Source organism: Martinezella sp. CNPSo 3964 (assembly GCF_057784375.1).
This window is the reverse complement of the sequence record NZ_JBXSOW010000007.1, coordinates 248281-267337: the sequence shown is the minus strand read 5'-3', so window position 1 is coordinate 267337 and position 19057 is coordinate 248281. Positions and strand designations below refer to the sequence as shown.

At 60.3% G+C, this 19057-nt stretch carries 22 protein-coding genes; 10 read left to right on the top strand and 12 right to left on the bottom strand.

The window, feature by feature from the left end:
- Nucleotides 1–29 precede the first annotated feature (29 nt).
- From rdgB to rph, 3 genes are read right to left on the bottom strand one after another with little or no spacing between them, the layout of a single operon-like run.
- Entirely contained in the window at nt 30–680 is a 651-nt protein-coding gene (rdgB, locus tag AC13Q5_RS22460) for an RdgB/HAM1 family non-canonical purine NTP pyrophosphatase (RefSeq protein WP_488503193.1), read from the bottom strand.
- 11 nt (nt 681–691) lie between these two features.
- Complete coding sequence (locus AC13Q5_RS22455; protein ID WP_488503192.1) at nt 692–1108, bottom strand: VOC family protein; 417 nt, start codon at nt 1106–1108, stop codon at nt 692–694.
- An 11-nt stretch (nt 1109–1119) separates the two neighbouring features.
- A complete protein-coding gene (rph, locus tag AC13Q5_RS22450; protein ID WP_075855433.1) occupies nt 1120–1836 on the bottom strand; it encodes a ribonuclease PH in 717 nt (238 codons plus the stop codon).
- A gap of 172 nt (nt 1837–2008) precedes the next feature.
- Between rph and hrcA the strand changes: the two genes are divergently transcribed.
- Entirely contained in the window at nt 2009–3097 is a 1089-nt protein-coding gene (gene hrcA / locus AC13Q5_RS22445; RefSeq protein ID WP_075855432.1) for a heat-inducible transcriptional repressor HrcA, read from the top strand.
- Nucleotides 3098–3121: 24 nt separating this feature from the next.
- Here the strand turns inward: hrcA and AC13Q5_RS22440 are convergent, their stop codons facing one another.
- Nucleotides 3122–3556 carry a GFA family protein gene (locus AC13Q5_RS22440; RefSeq protein WP_457881086.1) on the bottom strand — a complete coding sequence of 145 codons (435 nt, stop codon included), beginning with the start codon at nt 3554–3556 and terminating at the stop codon, nt 3122–3124.
- 215 nt (nt 3557–3771) lie between these two features.
- Here AC13Q5_RS22440 and grpE point away from each other — a divergent pair, with 215 nt between their 5' ends.
- Complete coding sequence (gene grpE, locus AC13Q5_RS22435) at nt 3772–4413, top strand: nucleotide exchange factor GrpE (protein ID WP_488503191.1); 642 nt, start codon at nt 3772–3774, stop codon at nt 4411–4413.
- A 141-nt stretch (nt 4414–4554) separates the two neighbouring features.
- Here the strand turns inward: grpE and ptsN are convergent, their stop codons facing one another.
- The 6 genes from ptsN to lptC all read right to left on the bottom strand — a co-directional run bounded on the left by ptsN (nt 4555) and on the right by lptC (nt 9859).
- Entirely contained in the window at nt 4555–5019 is a 465-nt protein-coding gene (gene ptsN / locus AC13Q5_RS22430; RefSeq protein ID WP_015338601.1) for a PTS IIA-like nitrogen regulatory protein PtsN, read from the bottom strand.
- Between the two features lie 88 nt (nt 5020–5107).
- On the bottom strand, nt 5108–5683 hold the full coding sequence (gene hpf, locus AC13Q5_RS22425; RefSeq protein ID WP_075855429.1) for a ribosome hibernation-promoting factor, HPF/YfiA family: 576 nt from the start codon (nt 5681–5683) through the stop codon (nt 5108–5110).
- A gap of 250 nt (nt 5684–5933) precedes the next feature.
- Nucleotides 5934–7493 (bottom strand): RNA polymerase factor sigma-54, encoded by a 1560-nt coding sequence (gene rpoN / locus AC13Q5_RS22420; RefSeq protein ID WP_457881087.1) that lies wholly within the window; start codon nt 7491–7493, stop codon nt 5934–5936.
- A gap of 194 nt (nt 7494–7687) precedes the next feature.
- Nucleotides 7688–8476, bottom strand: a complete 789-nt coding sequence (gene lptB / locus AC13Q5_RS22415) for an LPS export ABC transporter ATP-binding protein (protein ID WP_075855495.1) — start codon at nt 8474–8476, stop codon at nt 7688–7690.
- Between the two features lie 37 nt (nt 8477–8513).
- Nucleotides 8514–9176: an LptA/OstA family protein gene (locus AC13Q5_RS22410; RefSeq protein ID WP_075855427.1), complete on the bottom strand. Its 663-nt coding sequence runs from the start codon at nt 9174–9176 to the stop codon at nt 8514–8516.
- Nucleotides 9173–9859, bottom strand: a complete 687-nt coding sequence (gene lptC, locus AC13Q5_RS22405) for an LPS export ABC transporter periplasmic protein LptC (protein ID WP_075855426.1) — start codon at nt 9857–9859, stop codon at nt 9173–9175. Before lptC ends, AC13Q5_RS22410 begins: the two co-directional genes overlap by 4 nt.
- A 326-nt stretch (nt 9860–10185) precedes the next feature.
- On the opposite strand from lptC, the gene sppA reads away from it, so the two are divergent.
- The 3 genes from sppA (at nt 10186) to AC13Q5_RS22390 (ending at nt 11977) form a co-directional block, all read left to right on the top strand.
- The gene (sppA, locus tag AC13Q5_RS22400) at nt 10186–11142 is read left to right on the top strand and encodes a signal peptide peptidase SppA (protein ID WP_075855425.1); all 957 of its coding nucleotides are present in this window, start codon (nt 10186–10188) and stop codon (nt 11140–11142) included.
- Between the two features lie 26 nt (nt 11143–11168).
- The gene (locus tag AC13Q5_RS22395) at nt 11169–11477 is read left to right on the top strand and encodes an integration host factor subunit beta (RefSeq protein ID WP_015338608.1); all 309 of its coding nucleotides are present in this window, start codon (nt 11169–11171) and stop codon (nt 11475–11477) included.
- Between the two features lie 167 nt (nt 11478–11644).
- Nucleotides 11645–11977, top strand: a complete 333-nt coding sequence (locus tag AC13Q5_RS22390; protein ID WP_069611376.1) for a LapA family protein — start codon at nt 11645–11647, stop codon at nt 11975–11977.
- Here AC13Q5_RS22390 and AC13Q5_RS22385 read toward each other — a convergent pair.
- Both AC13Q5_RS22385 and AC13Q5_RS22380 read right to left on the bottom strand, forming a co-directional pair.
- A complete protein-coding gene (locus AC13Q5_RS22385; RefSeq protein ID WP_425298705.1) occupies nt 11969–12376 on the bottom strand; it encodes a GNAT family N-acetyltransferase in 408 nt (135 codons plus the stop codon). The two genes, AC13Q5_RS22390 and AC13Q5_RS22385, sit on opposite strands and share 9 nt — an antisense overlap.
- A gap of 87 nt (nt 12377–12463) precedes the next feature.
- Nucleotides 12464–12916, bottom strand: coding sequence for an SRPBCC family protein (locus tag AC13Q5_RS22380; protein ID WP_075855423.1), 453 nt, complete (start codon nt 12914–12916; stop codon nt 12464–12466).
- 116 nt (nt 12917–13032) lie between these two features.
- Here AC13Q5_RS22380 and AC13Q5_RS22375 point away from each other — a divergent pair, with 116 nt between their 5' ends.
- From AC13Q5_RS22375 to olsB, 5 genes are all read left to right on the top strand, one after another.
- Nucleotides 13033–14160 (top strand): class I SAM-dependent methyltransferase, encoded by a 1128-nt coding sequence (locus tag AC13Q5_RS22375; protein ID WP_488503290.1) that lies wholly within the window; start codon nt 13033–13035, stop codon nt 14158–14160.
- Nucleotides 14157–15008, top strand: coding sequence for a TrmH family RNA methyltransferase (locus tag AC13Q5_RS22370; RefSeq protein WP_488503190.1), 852 nt, complete (start codon nt 14157–14159; stop codon nt 15006–15008). Before AC13Q5_RS22375 ends, AC13Q5_RS22370 begins: the two co-directional genes overlap by 4 nt.
- 26 nt (nt 15009–15034) lie before the next feature.
- Nucleotides 15035–15553 carry a signal peptidase II gene (gene lspA / locus AC13Q5_RS22365; RefSeq protein WP_457881090.1) on the top strand — a complete coding sequence of 173 codons (519 nt, stop codon included), beginning with the start codon at nt 15035–15037 and terminating at the stop codon, nt 15551–15553.
- 55 nt (nt 15554–15608) lie between these two features.
- Nucleotides 15609–17894, top strand: coding sequence for a hybrid sensor histidine kinase/response regulator (locus AC13Q5_RS22360; protein ID WP_488503189.1), 2286 nt, complete (start codon nt 15609–15611; stop codon nt 17892–17894).
- 231 nt (nt 17895–18125) lie between these two features.
- Nucleotides 18126–19004, top strand: a complete 879-nt coding sequence (gene olsB, locus AC13Q5_RS22355) for a l-ornithine N(alpha)-acyltransferase (RefSeq protein ID WP_075855418.1) — start codon at nt 18126–18128, stop codon at nt 19002–19004.
- Nucleotides 19005–19057: the final 53 nt, after the last annotated feature.

Genomic DNA, 19057 nt, shown 5'->3' with positions numbered 1-19057 from the left:
AGATCCTCGGTATCCACGATTTCCACGAACTAAGCTTGCGCCTCCAGGCAGGTTTCGACAAAGATCTTGAAGGCGCGGGCACGATGCGAGAGCGCCTGCTCATCGCCCGGCTTCCAGCCATGCTTCTGCTCGGCGCTCATTTCGCCGAACGTGGTCTCGTATCCCTGCGGCTGGAAGACCGGATCGTAGCCGAAGCCCTGGGTGCCGCGCGGCGGCCAGACGACGGTGCCTTCGACTTCGCCGCGGAAAAGCTCGGTATGTCCATCCGGCCAGGCAAGGCAGAGTACGCTGACGAAGCGGGCCGTGCGGCTCTCCGGTGAGGCGGCGCCAGCCTTCTCAAGCGCGGTCTCAACCTTCTGCATTGCCATGGCGAAGTCGCGCGTGCCATCAGCCGTTTCGGCCCAGTTGGCGGTATAGACGCCGGGATCGCCGCCAAGCGCATCGATCACCAGGCCGGAATCGTCGGAGAGCGCCGGCAGGCCGGAAGCATTCGCAGAGGCAAGCGCCTTGATCGTCGCATTTTCCTCGAAAGTCGTGCCCGTCTCGTCCGGCTCGATGAAGTTGAGATCGGCAGCGGACTTGGCGGCAAAGCCGAGAGGGCCGATGAGATCGCGAATTTCCTGGATCTTGCCGGCATTATGGCTGGCGACGACGATGGTCTTGGTATCGAGCTTGCGCATGTCTTGTCCTGTCAAAGGCCCCAGATGCGGGGCTCGGCGCATTCCAGGCTGTTGCCGGCCGGATCGCGGAAATAGATCGATCGGCCGCCATTCGGCCAGTGAAAATCGGCTTCGATATCGACACCGGCAGCCTTCAGCTTCTGCGCCATGGCCTCGATCTCGTTGCCATCGACGCGGAAGCACACGTGACCATGCCCCTTCGTGCCATGCGGCGGCACGGGCAAGGCACCCGGTTCGTGCGGCTTCACCGTTTCCCCGCTGTTGAAGATCAAGAGCACGCCCGGCCCGCAACGATAAAAGACGTGGCGATTGCCGCCCCGCGAAATCTTCTGCAGTCCGAGTACGTCACCATAGAAAGCCTCGGCCGCATCGAGATCGTCCGCATAGAGTGCGGTTTCAAGGACGCCTGCGAGGGCCGGATCAGCCATTCAAAATATCCTCAGGCGATGGCCTGCTTCTGCAGCTCCACCAGCTCGGCGATGCCGTTCTTGGCCAGATGCATCAGCGTGGCGAATTCCTCTTCGCTAAAGGGTGCGCCTTCAGCCGTTCCCTGGATCTCGACGATGCCGCCCTTGCCCGTCATGACGAAATTGGCGTCGGTTTCGGCCGAGGAATCCTCGAGATAGTCGAGGTCGATGACGGGCTGGTTGGCGAAGATGCCGCAGGAGATGGCGGCGATGTGATCCTTCAGCACACGCTCGACCTTCACCATGTTGCGGCTTTCCATCCACTTCAGGCAGTCGTAAAGCGCAATCCAGCCGCCGGTGATCGAGGCCGTGCGCGTGCCGCCATCTGCCTGGATGACGTCGCAATCGACCGTGATCTGGCGCTCGCCCAGTTCCTTGAGGTCGACGACGGCGCGCAGCGACCGGCCGATGAGGCGCTGGATTTCCTGCGTGCGACCGCCCTGCTTGCCGGCGGCTGCCTCGCGCTTCATGCGCTCGCCCGTCGCGCGCGGCAGCATGCCGTATTCGGCCGTGACCCAGCCCTTGCCGCTGTTGCGCAGCCATGGCGGCGTCTTGTCTTCCAGGCTTGCCGTGCAGAGCACATGCGTATCGCCGAATTTCACCAGGCAGGAGCCTTCCGCATGCTTGGAAAAATTGCGCTCGAACGATACCTTGCGCATCTGGTCGGTTTTTCTGCCTGAAGGCCGCATTCCACTCTCCTGAAAGTTCGTTGACCGCTTCTACGACCCACAGGCCGCTTTTGCAAAGGAAAAGCAGGCTGGAAAGCCCCTCGGCAGCCATGGCGACATTTTTCCCTTTTGCCATTGCTAACTGAATGATTATATTTTGGCTAAGGCTCAACGGAATGGATCTGACAGCGAAATGGTATTCACGACATCGTCGGTCTCGGATGTCATTGCTGCACTGGACGAACGCTCCAAGGAAATCTTCCGCCGCATCGTCGAAGGCTATCTGGAAAATGGCGAGCCATTGGGTTCGCGCAATCTTTCACGCCTGTTGCCGATGTCCTTGTCGCCGGCCTCGGTGCGCAATGTCATGAGCGATCTGGAAGAGCTGGGGCTCATCTACTCGCCGCATGTGAGTGCCGGCCGATTGCCGACCCAGGTGGGCCTGCGCTTCTTCGTCGATGCCTTCATGCAGGTCGGCGATCTCTCTGCCGAAGACCGCGCCAATATCGATCGGCAGGTGCGCGGCAGCAATCGCGACCAGCCAGTGGAATCGATGATGTCGGAGGCAAGCCGGGTGCTTTCGGGCATTTCACGCGGTGCCGGCTTGGTCATCACCTCGAAGAGCGATCCGGTGCTCAAGCATGTGGAGTTCATCCGGCTGGAACCGACCAAGGCGCTTGCCGTGCTCGTCGGCGATCACGATCAGGTGGAAAACCGCATCATCGAACTACCGGCCGGCACCACATCGTCGCAACTGACGGAAGCAGCCAATTTTCTCAATGCCCACATGACCGGCCAGACAATGCCGGAATTGCGGCGGCAGTTGCAAAGTCTCAAGGAGAGCGTGCGTCAGGAGCTGGATAGCCTCTCCCATCAGCTGGTCGAGCGTGGCATTGCCGTCTGGTCCGGCGGCGATGATGACGGCAAGCCAACGCAGCTCATCGTGCGCGGCCACTCCAATTTGCTCGCCGAAATCGGCGGTGTGGAGGATCTGGATCGCCTGCGCCTGCTTTTCGACGATCTGGAGAAGAAGGACAGCCTGATCGAGATCCTCAATCTCGCCGAAAGCGGCCCGGGCGTGCGCATCTTCATCGGCTCGGAAAACAAGCTCTTCTCGCTGTCCGGCTCGTCGCTGATCGTCGCGCCCTATCGCGACGAGGACGATCGCATCGTCGGTGCTGTCGGCGTCATCGGCCCGACGCGGCTGAATTATGCCCGCATCGTGCCCATGGTCGACTATACGGCCCAGCTGATTTCGCGGCTGACCCGGCCGGGGATCTGACGAGACGGATCTGACGGGCGACGGTCAATCGGGAAGCAGCATCCCCGATCCGCCCATTTCCGCCGGGAGATCCTTCTGCTTCGGCAGCCCGTCGCTCAGGTGCAGCACTGTCGTTTCATAGTTGACGTGCAGCGCCGGCTGGAAATCGAGGCCGGGCAGGACGGCGGCATAGACATCGGTCACGCCCCACAGCGGATGCTCGGTCAGCAGATGACCGCCGCAGACCGTGCACCATTTGCGCACGCTCTTCTCGGTCTTTTGGTAGCTGCCGATCTTGTCCGTGCCCTTGGTGACTTGAACGGCTTCCGGCGGCCAGAGCGAGAAGGCATTGACCGGTCCCGCCGACCATTCGCGGCAGGAATCGCAATGACAGTAACCCATCGCCATTGGCTCGCCGTCGACTGCAATTTCCACTGCGCCACAGAAACACTTGCCTGAAAGGGATTTGCCATTAGACATTGATGTCACCCCACGCTGTGCTGAGATGCACTTCAGCATACCACCGGGGAGGAGGGCTGAACAGTCGACGTCGCGAATGGTAGCCAGGAGCGGGGTGGTGTATTGCCATCGCCGCAAAGCCGCGAATTGGCTGTTCTTCTCGACAAAGCCTTGATTTTTTCCAACCAAACCTCGATATCGGGCACATCCAAAGACCAAGCAATTCGGAGACCGTCATGACCGACGAAACGACAAAAACCGGACCTGACGCCACGGCGGCTGACACGTCAGCGGATTTCGCGCAAAACGCAGCGGAAACCGTCGATGCGGCAGAACCGTTTCAGCCAGATCCGGTTGAGCTGCTGAAGGCCGAGAACGGCGAACTGCGCGATCGCTACTTGCGCCTCGCTGCCGAGATGGACAACCTCCGTCGCCGCACCGAGCGCGATGTGAAGGATGCAAAGTCCTATTCCGTGGCAAGCTTTGCCCGCGACATGCTTTCGGTGGCAGATAATCTGCGCCGCACGCTGGATGCCATCCCGGCTGAAGCGCGCGCCGGCGCCGATGCCGGCCTGAAGACGCTGATCGAAGGTGTCGAGATGACCGAGCGTTCCATGCTGTCGGCTCTCGAGCGTCACGGCGTACGCCAGCTCGAACCGGTCGGACAGAAGTTCGATCCCAATTTCCATCAGGCTATGTTCGAAGTGCCCAATCCCGAGGTGCCGAACAACACGGTGGTCCAGGTCGTCCAGGCCGGTTTCGCCATTGGCGATCGCGTTCTGCGTCCGGCCATGGTCGGTGTCGCCAAGGGCGGCCCGAAGATCGTGGAAAATGCCGAGCAGGGTGCCAACAGCCCGCTGGATGAAAAAGACGCCTGATCCTTTTCAGGCGATGGCAAAAGAAAAGAGCCGGATGATTTCAGATCATCCGGCTCTTATTTTTGCCTTGGTCCGATGCAATCCAATCCGTCAAAGCATGTCGCGCAAAAGTGGGCAGCGGTCTTGCGACAACGACGCACCTTAAGCGGCGTTCGATGCCTGCTCTTCGTTGAGGAATGCGTAAATGGCGGAGGCGGAATCGGTGGCGCGCAGCTTCGCGACCAGATCCTGGTCTCGCAAAACGCGGGCGATGCGGGAGAGTGCCTTCAAGTGGTCGGCGCCTGCGCCTTCCGGCGCGAGCAGCAGAAAGACGAGGTCGACGGGCTGGTCGTCCAGCGCCTCGAAATCGACAGGCGCTTCAAGGCGCGCGAAAATGCCGGCAATGGACTTGATGCTGGCAAGCTTGCCGTGCGGAATGGCGATGCCGTTGCCGACGCCGGTGGAGCCCAGGCGCTCTCGCTGCAGCACGACGTCGAAGATTTCACGCTCGGGCAGTCCGGTCAGCTTGGAGGCTTTGGCGGCCAACTCCTGAAGCAGTTGTTTTTTGGAATTTGCCTTCAAGGCGGGGATGATCGCATCTTGCTGTAGCAAATCTGCCAATGCCATTCTCTTTATCCTTCGTGTCGCCGAGAGCCGATGACGGGCAAGCGGCGGCCAGCTGCGATGATGCGCAGCCGCCGCTTATCTTCTATTCTCAGCCTTTGATATTGGCCGCGTCGATCCAGCCAATGTTACCGTCCTGTCGGCGGTAGACGATGTTCAAGTGTTCGTTGCCGGGGCTGCGGAACAGCAGTAGCGGCTCGTCGGTCATGTCGAGCGCCATCACGGCAGTCGCCACCGACATGGTCTTCAATTGCTTCGTGCTCTCTGCGACGATCGCCGGCGCGAAATCGGCAGGAATCTCCTCGTCGTCATCCGGAACGCCGTCCATGACGGTATAGGCGACTTCTGCCTGTCCGTTGACGTGGTTGCCGGCCTGATGGTCCTTGAGTTTGCGCTTGTAGCGGCGCAGGCGCTTTTCGATGCGCTCGGATGCTGCATCGAAAGCAAGCTGCGGGTCCATGGCTTCGCCGGCAGCATGCAACACGACGCCGCTATCGAGGTGAAGCTTGCAATCGGCCGCGAAGCGCGAACTGGACTTGTGTACAGTTACCTGACCTGAATACCCCCCGTCGAAGTACTTGGTCACGGCCATACCGATCTGGTCTTCTATCCGCTGGCGGAAGGAGTCACCAATTTCCATATGTTTACCGGAGACACGCACACTCATGGAGTTTCCCTTCTTGTAGTGGTTATTGCGCGTATCAGTTTACGCCAAGCCTCAAGCTCATCCAAGCACTTCACGCAGTCAAAGGCAAATTGCGTATATCGACCGCCTTTTGGATGGTGGGGATAAGTTTCATGGTCGTGCTGTCCTGCAGCGATTGCGGCGGGCTTCTAGCCTTGCCACATGGGAAAGTCAACTGCGTCTTAACCGGCCGTTAGGAGTTCAGCAGCCTGTGGTTGAAGGGCGTCAGCCATCAGAAACCAGAGACTTTGGCCAACGCCCGCTTTTCCCGGCGCCGTTGCACGGAGGAGGGAATGTTCATGGCTTCGCGGTACTTTGCAACCGTGCGGCGAGCAAGCTCTATCCCGCCCTTCTTCAGCGTATCGACGATATCGTCGTCGGACAGAACCGCATCCGGACTCTCGTTCGAGATCAGCAGGCGGATCTTGTGGCGCACGGCTTCCGCGGAGTGGCTGTCTCCGCCCTCGACCGCGCCGATCGAAACCGTGAAGAAATATTTGAGCTCGAACAGCCCGCGCGGCGTCAACATGTATTTGTTCGATGTCACACGGCTGACCGTCGACTCATGCATCTTGATGGCGTCCGCCACAGTTTTCAGGTTGAGCGGCCGCAGATGGTCGACGCCATGCAGCAGGAACGCATCCTGTTGCCGCACGATCTCGCTTGCCACTTTCATGATCGTCTTGGCGCGCTGGTCCAGACTGCGGGTCAGCCAATTGGCGTTCTGCAGGCATTCCGACAGGAAGGCGTGGTCTTGGCTGGTCTTGGAGACGGAGGCGAAATAGGACTGGCTCACCAATACCCGCGGCAGCGCATCGGGATTGAGCTCCACCAGCCAGCTCCCGTCTGCGGAGGGGCGCACGACGATATCGGGCATGATCGCTTCCGATATGTCGGTCTCGAAGCCGCTGCCGGGCTTCGGATTGAGCTGGCGGATTTCCGCCATCATGTCGAGCAGGTCTTCCTCATCGACGCCGCAGAGCCGTTTCAGCGTGGCAAAATCGCGCCGAGCGAGCAGCTCGAGATTTTCGATCAGCCGCTCCATGGCGGGATCGAAGCGATCCTTCTGCCGGAGCTGGATCGCCAGGCATTCGCTGAGAGAACGGGCAAAGACGCCGGGCGGATCGAGTTGCTGCAGGGCCTCCAGCACGCGCTCGATGTCGGCAAGCGTCGCACCGAGGCGTTCGGCCGTCTCACCGAGCTCGCCGCGCAGATAGCCACAGTCGTCGAGCTGATCGACGAGGTGCTGGGCAATCAGCCGGTCGCCGATCGCGGGAAGCGAGAACGGGATCTGTCCGTTGAGATGGTCGCGCAGCGACACCTGACCGGCGACGAAATCGTCCAGATCGTAGCCTTCGCCGGCCTCGCCGCCGGGCATGGACTTCCACTGGCTGAGCAGCTCCGGCGCATCGGCACGCTGCGGGTTGCCGTCATCGGGAAAGACGTCGTTGAAGTTGGTATCGAGCTCGGCGCTCAGCCGGTCGGTATTGCCGGTATTGTCGCTCTCGTACCAATCGCTTGCAAGCTCGCCTGAACCGCGCTCGGCGCCATCCTCGCCATAGGCCTCTTCCGTGATCTCAAAGCGATCGTCCTTCGCGTCGCGATCGCCGCCGCTGCCTATATCCTCGTCATTTGACGCAAATTCCAGCAGCGGATTCTTCTCGACTTCCTGGGCGATGAATTGGGTAAGCTCGAAATGGGTCATCTGCAGCAACTGGATGGATTGCATCAGTTGCGGTGTCATCACCAGGCTCTGGCTTTGGCGCAGGAAAAGATTGGCCGATAATGCCATGGCGGACGCGGGACTCCCCTTGAACTCCTCGGGAATCCGCGCCTTTGTCACTAAAATTCTCGCGAAATTCCAACTGGCCCAAAAATTGCTTTTTTATTGGATTTGGTCAAGCGGAACTGTGAAGCCGAAGTAAATTTCCGGCACGCGGTAGCATCCGCTAATATTGGCGGATGAGAGGATGGAATTTCAGCCTATCAGAGGCTGAAATTGTCACCCAGATACAGCTTGCGTACTTCAGGATTGCTGACGATATCGTTTGCCCGGCCGTGGGTCAGGACTTCGCCGGCATGGATGATATAGGCGCGGTCGATCAGGCCGAGCGTTTCGCGCACATTGTGGTCCGTGATCAACACGCCGATGCCGCGTGCCGTCAGGTGATGCACGAGGTTCTGAATGTCGGCGACCGAAATCGGGTCGACGCCGGCAAAAGGCTCGTCAAGCAGCATGAAGGTCGGGTCGGTCGCCAGTGCACGGGCGATTTCGAGGCGGCGCCGTTCGCCGCCCGAAAGAGCGATCGCCGGCACGGTACGCAGATTGCGAATGTGGAATTCCTCCAGCAATTCGTCGATCTTGCGCTCCCGTTTCGTCTTGTCCCTTTCATGGACCTCGAGCACGGCGCGGATGTTTTCTTCGACGGTCAGTCCGCGGAAGATCGAAGCTTCCTGCGGCAGGTAGCCGACGCCAAGCCGCGCGCGGCGATACATCGGCATCGAGGTAACATTGTTGCCGTCGATCTCGATCGTACCTTCATCGACCGGCACCAGTCCGGTGATCATGTAGAAACAGGTCGTCTTGCCGGCGCCATTCGGCCCGAGCAGGCCGACTGCCTCGCCGCGGCGCACCACCAGCGAGACGCCGTTGACGACTCGTCGCCTGCCATAGGTCTTGGTGAGGCCACGGGCAATCAGCGTGCCCTTATAGCGTGCCTTGTCCGCGGCCGGTGCGCTGGATGCCGCGGAAGACGGCCCGGGCACGCCGGGCAAGGTGGAAGTGGTCGATGTCGTCACGAGGGGGCCGGTATCAGTTTTTCTTTTGTTGTTGTTGCTGCACTTGCTGCGACTTCGGATCGAGCTGAATCTGGACGCGGCCGCCACAGGAATCCAGCTGCGCTTCACCCGTTGCCATATGCACGGTGAGCTGGCAGCCGGTGAAAACGTTCGGTCCGTCAGTCAGAACCACCTTCTTGCCCTTGAGGACCGCAAGCTGGTTGGCCATGTCGAAGGAACCGTCCTCGGCCGTCGCCGTCTGCGTGCCCGAAACGAGGTAGACCTTGTCGGTTACCAGGATGTGGTCGATGTTGGCATCGCCGGAAACGAGGGACTGGTTCTGCTCCTTGGCGGCCTTGGCAACGGGATTTTCTTCCGCCGGCTTGGCATTGGCATCGCCCGGTTGCTTCTTCTTGTAGAAGACCGTCATCTTGCCGGCCTGCATGGTCGTGGTGCCCTGGACCACCTTGACGTTGCCGGTGAACACGGCCTGGCTCTCCTGGTCGTGGATCTCGAGCTTGTCGCTTTCGATCTGGATCGGCTGATCCTTGGAGAGGGCAAGACCCGGCATCGAGCTGGTCGTCGACTGCGCGCCGGCCTCAGCTGCGGCGAAGAAGGCGACTGCGCCAAAAGCACAGAGAAGGCCCGCCTTGCGCAGGCCGGAATTGAAAATTGAATTAGGCCAATACTTTATCATGAACCGCCCGGCTTCTGTTGGCTATCTGAATTATGGAGAGCGGCAGGTTCGATGTTCATCCGAACCTGCCCGTCGAATTCGATTACGCTTCCCTTATCCGTCATCTTGAGCGAACGCGCAACAACCGACATACCACCGCGGGTGATCGCAACCTCGTCCTGGCTGGAAAGGTCGCCCTTCTTCACATCCAGGAACGCGGTCTTGAATTCGGCGTGCAGGCCGTTGTCCATAATGATGGTGAAGGGCTCGGTCAGCTTCAGCGTGTCGGCCTGGCGGTCGAAATCCGCGCTCCTGGCCGTAACGTGGGCGATCACATCCGTATTGACCGGCATCGATGCCTTGATGGTCTTGAGCGTGATCATATTGGGGTTTTTGATATCCTGCAGCGCCTTTTCGGCAAGCAGCGAGTAGTTGATGCCATCCTTGTTGCGGCCGGCAATGGCCGGGCGTTCCATGACGACCTTGCCATCCTCGATCTTGGCGCCTTCGATCTGGATGTTTGCCGGCAGATAGGCGCGGATGACGGAGACGGCAATAAAGAGGAGCGAGATGATGATGGCGGCAAGCGGCAGCAGCACCCTGAGCCGCTTTACGCGGTTAGAGTGGAACATCGCGTCTTTATACGCGTTCCGGTCCGGCGCCGAGCGTATTGCCTCGCCGGGGGGCTCGATCGTATTGAGCATGCAACAGGTCCGTCTTTTATGATCCGGAGAACCGCATTCACGCTATGCGAGGCTGTGCCAAAAAGCCTATCGGATCGTTTCGCATTATTGCACTGGCTTGCCAATATGGATTTTTTTCTGCGGTGGGCGAATTTTAGCAGAAAAAATATGCCATAAGCCGGTTTCATCAGGTCGGGCGATGTCCTATCTGATGAACCAGCAGAGCGACGTCCCGCCGACGACATCGAAAACGGGAAACGCTTTTCTCTAAGGATTGTGCCCGTTTCAAGGTGTCATACATCCGGTTTGTAGCGCTTTCAATTTGTTGCAGGGAGAAATAAGGCGTGATGGACAGTTCTGCAATCGCGGATCGGCGACAATTGCGCCGCAAGCTTGGTTTCTGGCGCATTGTTGCCGTTTTGCTCCTCGTGGGACTGGGTTTTGCGCTTTACCGCTTTTTTGCCGCCGACCTGCCGGATGCGCGCGGTCCGCAAATCGCCCGCGTCACCATCTCCGGGCTCATTCAGGACGATCCGGAACTCCTGGAGCGGCTGAAGAAAATCCGCGATAACGACCAGGTCAAGGCGCTGATCGTCTCGATCTCGTCGACTGGCGGAACGACCTATGGCGGCGAGCGCATCTTCAAGGCAATCCGCGCCGTTGCCGCCAAGAAGCCGGTGGTCTCGGACATTCGTACCGTCGCAGCCTCGGCCGGCTACATGATCGCGACAGCCGGCGACGATATCGTTGCGGGCGATACTTCCATCACCGGGTCGATCGGCGTCATCTTCCAGTATCCGCAGGTCAAGGACCTGCTCGACAAGGTCGGCGTGTCCCTCGATGAGATCAAGTCGGCGCCATTGAAGGCGGAGCCATCGCCCTTCCATCCGGCCAGCGAAGACGCCAAGAACATGATCCGCAACATGGTCATGGACAGCTACGGCTGGTTCGTCGATCTGGTCGCGGATCGCCGTAAGCTTTCGCGCGACGAGGTGCTGAAGCTTGCTGACGGCAGCATCTTCACCGGTCGCCAGGCGTTGCAGAACAAGCTGATCGACACGCTCGGCGGCGAGGACGAAATCCTTGCCTATCTCGAAACGCGCAAGGTCAAGAAGGACCTGCCGATCGTCGATTGGAAGCGGGAAGACAAAACTTCGTCCTTCTTTTGGCCGGGTGCCGCTTCCTGGTTGCTAAATCGTCTCGGTTATGATGATTTTATTAAAGGAGAGAGTCTCCAGAAAATCATGACCGATAAGTTGTTTCTTGACGGCCTGCTTTCTGTTTGGCAGGGTGCAGCCAATTGATAAATCAATGATTTAAGGGGATAGCTGTGATCAAGTCGGAACTGGTGCAGATTGTTGCCGCCCGCAACCCGCATCTCTATCACCGCGACGTCGAAAATATCGTCAATGCTGTCTTGGATGAGATCACCGATGCGCTCGCTGCGGGAAACCGGGTTGAGCTTCGCGGCTTCGGCGCTTTTTCCGTCAAGAACCGACCTTCACGCTCTGGCCGCAACCCGCGCACGGGCGATACGGTCTTCGTCGAAGAAAAATGGGTGCCCTTCTTCAAGACGGGCAAGGAATTGCGCGAGCGCCTGAATCCGGGCGCCGGCGACGACGAGGAAGACGACAACTGATCGGGCCATTCCGGCCGAATTTCCCCAAAAGCTCCGACGGAAATAGTTGTCGGACATGATTGTGCCGCGACGCGGTGGCACTTGAATTCAGCCGCCTCTTTTCTATTCTGCGGCTGAAGGTGGCTTGGGTGCGGGGCATCTATGGCTGCGGATAAAGGAGCTGCGCAATGGCCAAGAAGATCGTCAATCTGCTGATATTGCTGCCGCTCGGCATCATCCTCATCATATTCTGCGTCGCCAACAGGCAATCCGTGACATTGGCCCTCAATCCGTTCCGGCCGGAAGATCAGGTGCTGTCGCTGAATGCGCCCCTGTTCGTGCTGTTGTTTGTGGCGCTGATCCTCGGCATGATCGTCGGGGCCGCAGTCACTTGGTTCAATCAGGGAAAGCACCGCAAGCGTGCCCGCAATCAATCGCGGGAAGCGGTACGCTGGCAGGCCGAGGCCGACAAGCATCGCACGCGCGCCGAAGAGATTGCCGGGCAGCTGCCGTCAAAGTGAGGCAATGTCGCCGAGCCGCATCTCTTTATAGTCGCCCTCGGGCGAAGCGCCATCGCCGATGATCTCGAAGCCGAGCATCCTGTAAAAGGCCATGGCGCGGATGTTTTTGACCAGGCATTTCAGCCGGTAGCGGCGCTGAGGCCATTCCGGCAGTCCGGCAAGCAGGGCCTTGCCGGCACCGCGGCCCTGGAAGGTCGGCAGGATATAGAGCATGTGGATGAAGTCGTCCGGCTCCCAAATCGCCGCAAAACCGGCAATCTCACCACGTCCATCTTCGCAAACGAACAGGCGTTCGCCATTCGTATGGGTGGCGAAGTCTTCCAGGGTGAAGCGGCCGGGATCGACCCAGAGGAATGTCTCGCGACGGACACGAAGATAAATCTCCGCGAGTTTCTGCATATCCTGTTCGCGTGCAGGCCGGATGGCCCAGGTCTGAAATCTCGATGTCATGATCGACTATATGGGCGCCAAATGTGCGCTCGGCAATCAGGCGCTCGGCTGGCCGTTGATCGCCGCGGTGAAATCGGCGAAAAACTGCTGCGCCAGCTTCTTGGCGCTCGAATCCACCAGCCGCGAGCCGAGCTGCGCGATCTTGCCGCCGACCTGCGCTTTCGCTTCATATTGCAGGATCGTCTCGTTGCCGTCTTCCTTCAGCACGACGTCCGCCCCACCCTTGGCGAAACCGGCAATGCCGCCCTTTCCTTCGCCCGATATCGTGTAGCTTTCCGGCGCGTTGATGTTCGAGAGTTTGACCTCGCCGTTGAAGGAGGCGGAAACCGGACCGATCTTCAATTTCACGGTCGCGGTCAGCTCCGTCGGAGAAATCCGCTCCAGGCTTTGACAGCCGGGGATACATTGCTTGAGGATCTCGGGATCGTTAAGTGCCGCCCACACCGCGTCCCTGGGTGCTGCGATGCGCTCTTCGCCGGTCATGTCCATGCGCGATCCTCCCGATTGCGACATTTTGTGCATGGATCATCGCAGATCGGAAAGCGCTTTGCCAAGTGGCGGCCAGATGCTATTTGCACGCACATATCAATTTTGAGACAAGCATGGTGAAACATAGGGAAAACCGGCCCGGCCAGAAAACCGCGGGCGGTCTCGGGGCAAAGCCCCGGCGTGACATGCCCGGCAAGCCGCCGGCAAAGCCCGCGCATGCCTCAAGGCCAGCCAAGCCTTCGCGCGATCAAGGCGAGCATATGGCCGAGCCGCGTGCCGCCGCACCAGCAGCTGCCGCGCCCGAACGCCCGCTGATTGCCCGAACCGGCGAGCGGCCGGCGGAGCGCGTGCCCGTGATCCTTGAATCGCTGGGCGCCGGGGATTTTCATCTTATCGACAGCGGCAATGGGCTGAAGCTCGAGCAATACGGTCCCTATCGCATCGTCCGGCCGGAAGCGCAGGCGCTGTGGCCGCCGTCGCTTGCCGCGCATGTCTGGGACAATGCAGACGCCGTCTTCACCGGCGATACGGATGAGGATGGCATGGGCCGCTGGCGCTTCCCTCGTGAAGCGCTTGGCGAGACCTGGCCGCTGCAACTGCTCGGCGTCGATTTTCTCGGCCGCTTCACCGCGTTCCGCCATGTCGGCGTCTTCCCGGAGCAGATCGTGCACTGGGCCTGGATGAAGGAGCAGGTCGAGGCGGCGAAAAGGCCGCTGAAGGTCCTGAACCTCTTCGGTTATACCGGCGTCGCGTCGCTGGTGGCGGCCGCCGCCGGCGCGGAAGTGACCCATGTCGATGCCTCCAAGAAGGCAATCGGCTGGGCACGAGAAAACCAGGCCTTGGGCCGCATGGAAAAGCTGCCGATCCGCTGGATCTGCGAGGATGCGATGAAGTTCATCCTGCGCGAGGAGCGGCGCGGCAGCAAATACGACATCATCCTGACGGACCCGCCGAAGTTCGGCCGCGGCCCGAACGGCGAGGTCTGGCATCTGTTCGAGCATCTGCCGTTGATGCTCGACATCTGCCGCGAGATCCTGTCGCCGAAGGCGCTCGGCCTGGTGCTGACGGCCTATTCGATCCGCGCCAGCTTCTATTCGATCCATGAGCTGATGCGCGAGACAATGCGCGGCGCCGGCGGCGTGGTCGAATCCGGCGAGCTCGTGATCCGCGAGGCCGGCCTTGATGGCCACACGCCGGGCAGGGCGCTTTCCACCTCTCTCTTCAGCCGCTGGGTGCCGAAATGAACCAGGATTTCCGTAATGACGGCCCGCGCAAGGTCGGACAGGTCAAGGAGGTCACCTCGCTTGCCAATCCGATCGTCAAGGATATCAAGGCGCTGACGGTCAAGAAGTCCCGCGAGGAAAGCGGCGCCTTCCTGGCCGAGGGCTTGAAGCTCGTCATCGACGCGCTCGATCTCGGCTGGACGATCCGCACGCTGGTCTATGCCAAGGCCGCCAAGGGCAAGCCGCTCGTCGAGCAGGTCGCCGCCAAGACGGTGGCAGCCGGTGGGCTGGTGCTTGAGGTCAGCGAAAAGGTAATCGGCTCGATCACCCGCCGCGACAATCCGCAGATGGTGGTCGGCGTCTTCGAACAGCGCTGGCGGCCGCTTCGGGACGTCAAGCCGGCGACTGGCGAGACCTGGGTGGCGCTCGACCGCGTGCGCGATCCCGGCAATCTCGGCACCATCATCCGCACCGCCGATGCGGCCGGCGCTTCCGGCGTCATCCTTGTCGGTGAGACCACAGATCCTTTTTCGCTGGAAACCGTGCGCGCCACCATGGGCTCGGTCTTCGCCGTTCCCGTCGTCAAGGCGACGCCGGAGGAGTTTCTGGCCTGGAAAAAGAAGGCTGACGTCTCTGTCGTCGCCACCCATCTGGCCGGCGCTGTTGATTACCGCACCATCGATTACAAGAAGAAGCCGGTCGTCATCCTGATGGGCAACGAGCAATCCGGCCTGCCGGATGCCCTGGCGAAAGAGGCCGATGCACTTGCCCGCATTCCGCAGGCCGGCCGCGCCGATAGCCTCAATCTGGCGGTTGCCACAGCAGTCATGCTGTTCGAGGCCCGCCGCCATATCCTGACACTCACCTGATCCTGACATTTACCTGGCGAGACCCGATGACCGAAAGCGAGACCCACGAACAGCCGACTGCAAAGCCAGCCCTGTTTTCGCGGCCCCTGCCGATCCTGATTTTCATCGTGGTTGCCGTGGTTCTCGATCAGGCTATCAAGATCATGGTCGATCACTGGTTGCCGCTGCAGGAGATGGTGCCAGTCATTCCGATGCTGGCGCTCTATCGCACCTACAATCTCGGCGTGGCCTTTTCGATGCTCTCGGGCATGGATGGCTGGTTCATCGTCGGCATGCGGCTCATCATCGTTGCCTTCGTGCTGTGGCTCTGGCGGCGCACGCCCGATCATCGCTGGCTCGCGCATATGGGCTTTGCTTTGATCATTGCCGGCGCCCTTGGCAATCTGCTCGACCGTTTTCTCTATGGCCACGTGATCGATTACATCCTCTTCCATACGCAGACATGGTCGTTCGCCGTTTTCAATCTTGCCGACAGTTTCATCACTGTCGGTGCGGGCTGCGTCATTCTTGACGAGCTTCTGATGCCGAAAAAGGCAAAAGCTTAAAATTCTAGCGAATCCCTGAAGGCATCAGGAAGAATGCTCATGTTAGCCAGACTGCATGAGCACTCTGGCAGATCTGCAGGAAAAGCTTGCTGCGGCGGCAGTTCGCGGCCAAACGGGACCGATCGAAGGGCCGGCCGCAGACGAGTCGTTGCTTGCCAAATCGACCGTATCGCATGAGGCAGGCCGGCAATCGGCGCCGCCCGCGCGAGGCCGGTGGTTGCAAGGCCACTGGCTGAATGGCGGCGGTCTGGTGGCGGGCGCGGCTTTTCTCGCGATCGGCTTTGCTGGAGGTCCATTGGTGCTTGTAGGCTTTCTTGGCCTCGCAGCCCTTGCGCTCGCAGCTGCCGGCATCGTCAAAACCCGAAACGCCGCCCGCAAGCCCGAGATTGCCGCCGTCGATTTCAGCGAGAGCGATCACGATCGCCTATGGGAGCACAAGGAAAGCACCAGCCTCCTTGCAACTGTCCACGATGCACTCGGCGACATCGCGGTCACGCGCAGCATCGACCGCCGGATTCTGCACGCCAACGCCACTTTCAGCAGATTGACCGGCAGATCGCAACCGGAAGGCCTGACGCTGGAAGAGGCCGGCCTCGTATTCCGCGCCGTCACCGATGCGAAGCATCAGGATGCGGAAATTGCGACACCCGAGGGCCGGCGCATCTTTGCCTGGCACGATGTCATGTTCCGCGATGCGACGACCGGGCAATTATGCATACAGAGTATCGCCCGCGACGTGACGGAGGAGCGGCAGACCGCCCGCTTGCGCGAAGATGCTAGGCTGAAGGCCGAATATAACAGCGCCGCCAAATCGCGCCTGCTTGCCACCGTCAGTCATGAGATCCGCACGCCGCTGTCGGGCATTCTCGGCATGAACCATCTGCTTGCTCAGACGCCCTTGACCCTCGAGCAGGCAAATTACCTGACCGGCATTCGCCAGTCGGGTCATGCGCTGGTGCAGCTGGTCGAAGATCTCCTCGATTTCTCCACGATCGAAGTTGGTCGCTTCCAGTTGCATCCGCGCCAGGAGGCTTTGCGGCCGCTGCTGGAAGGCGTTATCGAGATGCTCGCCCATCGCGCCCATGAAAAGGGCATTGAAATTGCCGCGAGCGTTGCGGCCGATGTTCCCGAGAGCATGGAATTCGATCCCGCACGTTTGCGCCAGATCCTGTTCAACGTGATTGGCAATGCGGTGAAGTTCACCCAGACCGGCGGCGTTCTTGTGCGCGTCGATCTCGAGGAGCGGAACCTGACGATATCGGTGCGGGATAGCGGTCCCGGCATGACCGAGGAAGAGCAGGCCCGCGTCTTCGGCGAGTTCGAGCAGGCCGGTACAACGGTGGAAAGAAGCGCCGGCACTGGCCTTGGCCTTGCCATCTCGGCGCGCATCCTGCGTGAATTCGGCGGCGGGCTCAGCGTTGCCAGCGAGCGCGGCAAGGGCAGCGAGTTCGTCATCTCCTTCCCGGTTGGCCTGATTGCCGGGGAGGACGGATACGATCGGCGCAATACCATGCTCAGGGGATCCCGTATCCTGCTGCTGGCTCCCGAAGGGGCGGCAAGCACGGCCATCAAGCGAACCATCCAGACCCTTGGCGGCCATTGCAGGCTGATCGGCCCCGGCGACATGGATGACCTGCTGCCTTCGTTCCCGATGGGAGAGGGTGGGGTCTGGACGGATCTGATCGTCGATCATCGCATGGCACCCTGGTATTTCAGCGAGGGAAATGCTCTTGCGGTGCCGCGGCTGCGCAAGATCTTCCTGGTCAATCCCGAGGAGCGCAACACCCATCCGCTCGACCTTTTCGATGCCTGGCTCATTCGGCCGCTGCGCGAGCAATCGCTGATCGATGTGCTGAGAGGCCGCATGCGCGGCATGGAAAAACGCGAAGCCTTGATCGAGGCCGTCTCCGAGATCGGCATCACGACGCCCGAGTCGGAAGACCGCGCGCTCGATATTCTGCTGGGTGAGGACGACCCGGTCAACGCGATGCTGGTTCGGGCCATGCTCTCCAAGGCTGGTCACAGGGTTCGCCTGGTCGAGGATTTCGATGGCCTTCGAGCCCGCACCGAAGATGCCGAAGCGCGGCCGGAGGTGCTGGTGACGGATTTCAACATGCCGGGTGGTACGGGCGCAGCTGTGCTTGCGCAGTTGCGAGCTCATGAGCGCAGGCAGGGCCTGCCGCCGCTTCCGATCATCGTATTGACCGCAGATAGCCGCGATTCGATCCGCCGTCAGGCGCTTCTGGCCGGGGCCGATGCCGTCATCGTCAAGCCGGTCGATCCCGAAAAGCTGGCGGCTGCGCTACGTGGTCTGTCGAGGTCCGTCTTCGAACGCGCGTAGAAACTATTCCCGATCTGCGGATGAAAATTGCAAAGCCGGCTCATCAATGTCCGATAGAGGTCGGCGATATGGCTCAACTTACGGCAATTGCTGTTGCTAAGTTGGGGACGGCGTGTCCATTCGAAAAATTGCAATGGGCACGGTTCTTGCTTTTAGCGAAGCTGCGTGTCACTTTCCTGTCGCACGAATTTGGTTTATGGCGCTATATCGGCCCGCAGGGGGAGAATCGCCATGTCCATCGAAATCTTGAATCGCGAAGCTCAGGGCGAAATGGTTCAGTCTTCAAAGGCAACGGTTGAGCCGGTTGCCAGCGATGTGCTCGGACGCATCGGAAATCTCGAAACGCGCCTTGCTCGCACGGCGCGCGAAATCGATGCCGCTCAGGCTGTACGCTACCGCGTTTTCGTCGAGGAGATGAACGCGCAATTGCCGGCCGACGCCATGCGCCGTCAGCGTGATGTCGACAGCTGGGACGACATTTGCGACCATCTTCTGGTGCTGGACCGTTCGCTCGAAGGCGATCCGGAAGACCAGATCGTCGGGACCTATCGCCTGTTGCGTCAGGAAGTGGCCATGGCGAACGGTGGCTTCTATTCCTCATCGGAATTCGACATCGACGCGCTGCTTGCCCGCCATCCCGACAAGCGCTTCATGGAACTCGGCCGCTCCTGCGTGCTGCCTGACTACCGCAACAAGCGTACGGTCGAGCTGCTGTGGCAGGGCAATTGGGCCTATGCGCTGAAGCACGGCATGGGCGCGATGATCGGTTGCGCCTCTTTCCCGGGCGTCCTGCCGGAACAGCACGCGCTGGCTCTGTCCTTCCTCTATCACAACGTCGTTGCCAAGGACGAGTGGACTGTCGGTGCCTTGCCGTCACTTGCCCGCAACATGGACTTGATGCCGGTCGAGGCCGTCAATCCGAAGAAGGCACTGATGGCGATGCCGCCCTTGATCAAGGGCTATCTGCGTCTCGGCGCCATGGTCGGCTCGACTGCCGTCGTCGATCAGGCCTTCAACACGACGGACGTTCTGATCGTTCTGCCGATCGCCAGCATTTCCAACCGCTACGTGAATTATTACGGTGCGGATGCCGGTCGCTTCGCCAGCTGACGGATATAGCGCAATTCCAGGAAAAGTGCGTGGCGGTTTTCCGTCCGGAATTA